Origin of the sequence: Acinetobacter puyangensis, from assembly GCF_900096995.1 — a bacterium.
GTDB classification, from domain to species: Bacteria; Pseudomonadota; Gammaproteobacteria; order Pseudomonadales; family Moraxellaceae; genus Acinetobacter; species Acinetobacter puyangensis.
Window position 1 is genome coordinate 1 of sequence record NZ_OANT01000029.1, and the last position, 2,809, is coordinate 2,809.

A 2,809-nucleotide genomic window follows, 5' to 3' on the forward strand; every position below is an offset into this window, starting at 1 on the left:
AAAAACAACTTCAGGAAGTGATTTTTTCTTTTCTGCAAAAATACCTTTTCGCTCAGTAGCGTATTCAAACTGTGGTTCACCAGATGCAAAGAAATCTTGCATTTCTTTTTCATCTTCCTCCATTAATTTAAAATTAATACTACGAAGTAAAGCGGATACACGAGCCTTAACTTCATCTGATTCAGCATGAGAATGAATCAACTCCTCAATAGGAGTTGCAGGAGCTGAACTAATATAACCAATCAAAAATTCAGACAGAGCATTTTGAAAGTTAGAACGAATTAAATGGGCTAAGAAATCCTGACGATTCAAGCCCATTGTTTTACCAATAGCATCATATAACTGCACTTCACTTTCCGATAATCGTAAAGTGACTGGCTTGTAATCTTCACTACTAGCAGATGAATGAGTAGCAGCAGCCACTCCCATAGATTTAAATAACATATTAAACTCACATTAAAGATTTTATAAAAGTCTGATAACTATAAATTAGATTCTTTTTGAATGCAAATACCGCAAAGAGCAAAAGCGGTAATCAGAGTGAGGAATGTGCTTATTGTGTTTTGTCGTGGGGTAGACACCCCACTTAAGCGGCACACTCCGTGCCGTTTCAGTTTAGAGTTTAGGGACGTTCCCAGTAGTAAAACGACAAGTCCGCTTTGTTAGCGGACTTGTGAAAATCAAAGATTTTCTAATGAACTTTGCTATCGCAGGATAGGCTTACGCCGTCAGAATGATATAAATTCTCCTAAAATAGAAAGATCATCAACATCGGATAAAAAATAAAAATCTTCAAAATTGATGCAAATCTGATGCTTTCCATCAAATTCTGAAATAACAGAATGAACAACACCATAACGGTAAAAACCGTCAGCTTTAAAAGAAATATACTTGCCTAAAAGAGTTAGAGCAGTAGTATGTGCAACAGCCATGATGATCTCCTTTTCAGATCGTTGTGGTTAGCTGGGTGATTGAGTTGCAACCTCAATTATCCAGCGGTTAAAAAATTCGTTAGTCGATTTTCGACATAAGGTAATAAATCTATGTTGTATAAGAATCCGTCCCATTGACGGATTCTAGTCCGTGTCCTAACACGGACGTAAGGCGATATTTGCCAGTGCTTGCGGACATGCTGCGGTGCAGTGCGGTTCACCCTGCGAGCCCTCGGTGCAATCCTCCCGCTCCTCGCATCGTCCGTTTTCGCCCCTAGCTCTATCTCACTTTCTCGTTCGGTCTGTCCTCGAAGCTCGTCATCCTCACTCATTCGTTCTATTTTCGCTTGTGGCTCAATTTGTTTAAGTGCGACTAGGTCGTAGTACGACTGCTTTCCAAAGACAAATTTATAGAGCATTTCCAAATACGGTAAATCTTCCTGCAAGTCATCATCTGTGGTCGCTTCGTCGTCCATTTTGACACCACGTAATAACCCAAAAGAACCGCTAAGTCGTAATCCGACTTTACGATCACCTTTAAGAACCATATACGCTTCCCAAGTCTTTTCTACGGACAAATCACCAAATTTAAGAGCATATTTACAGACTTCAGCTATCGCTTTGCCATAGCCTAATTCTTTATGTTTTCTAACTCGACGAATGTCCACGATCATTGAATCGCCTGTAATTTCATGCCAAGTTTTAGACAGTGATTCCTGGTCTATCCATTCCTCCAGGACACCAAAAATATGCAAATGTGGATGCCATTCGCCTGTTTTTTCGTTGTATGTATTTTCATAGGAATAGAAACCGCCTAATAACTTGCAAAATTCGTTATAACCACGACCTTTTTTTAACCAATCTTGACGACGCTTTATAAGCGTTCTAAATGCGTCCATAAGGTGCTTTTGACGTTCAGCAAGGTCTGAACCATTGGAAACGGTTAAAGTGAGCAATACGGGCTTTAATTTGCGATTCTGACGCAATATTTCGACGACTTTAGGATTATTACGTTGTATAGAGCGTGATGCTCGAATAGATGCACAGAAAGGGCATAAAAGATGCTGATTACAGACACGCATCTTAGTCAGTTTGATTTCTTCAACAGTATAATAATTTTTGAATAGCAGATAGTTGCCGCACTCATTTAATTTATGAGCAGCTTTACTGGCGAGATAGAATCGCTTGTCTTTGGTGTCTTTATCGGTATCAAATGCAGCAATCGACCATAAATGATTTTCTTGATGCTTTGCCCTATTTTTTAACGCCGCAAGACGTGTTATCCTATCGTTATGGTTATCAACGAAAGTTGATACACAAGCCTGTATTTCATCACCCGCCAAAGTGTCCGAAATATGGGCTTTTTTATTGGTCATTTTCACCAATTTTTGTCCCCGAATTAGTGAATAGTATCAAGTAAAAGAAAAAACAGCTAATTTACTTCGTAAATTGCTGTTTTTTAATAATAATTATAAAGGGTCTGCTAAGACAGGTTTTGCACCTTTACGAACATAAAAAATCACGTTGCGACCGACTGACATCGCTCCGCAACTGATGCTAATTAATTGGTTTTTAAATGCGTCATAAATGCGTGAATCTTCAACCGTAAGATCAATTAATTCGTTTTTGACTTGTCCGTTTGGAAGTTCCAACGAACCAAGCAATTGCACCTTGTCACGTGCTTCGTATTCTTCGCCTTTTTTGTTCGTTCCACCATCAACACGAAACGTGTTGATCACAGTACCTTCTAGCTTAATCATCTTGTTTCACTCCTTCAGATTGAAAAACAACTTCAGGAAGTGATTTTTTCTTTTCTGCAAAAATACCTTTTCGCTCAGTAGCGTATTCAAACTGTGGTTCACCAGATGCAAAGAAAT

The 2,809-nt window shown here is 38.8% G+C and carries 4 protein-coding genes; all 4 read right to left on the reverse strand.

Annotated elements, in window-relative coordinates:
* Window positions 1–444, reverse strand: a 444-nt coding sequence (locus CRO21_RS17360) for a hypothetical protein (protein WP_141398150.1), incomplete at its 3' end; no start/stop codon positions are given.
* Window positions 445–728: 284 nt separating this feature from the next.
* Window positions 729–932 carry a hypothetical protein gene (locus tag CRO21_RS17365; RefSeq protein WP_097080552.1) on the reverse strand — a complete coding sequence of 68 codons (204 nt, stop codon included), beginning with the start codon at window positions 930–932 and terminating at the stop codon, window positions 729–731.
* Window positions 933–988: 56 nt separating this feature from the next.
* Window positions 989–2,308 (reverse strand): protein rep, encoded by a 1,320-nt coding sequence (locus CRO21_RS17370; RefSeq protein WP_097080553.1) that lies wholly within the window; start codon window positions 2,306–2,308, stop codon window positions 989–991.
* Between the two features lie 93 nt (window positions 2,309–2,401).
* Window positions 2,402–2,692, reverse strand: a complete 291-nt coding sequence (locus CRO21_RS17375; protein WP_097080554.1) for a hypothetical protein — start codon at window positions 2,690–2,692, stop codon at window positions 2,402–2,404.
* Window positions 2,693–2,809 lie beyond the last annotated feature (117 nt).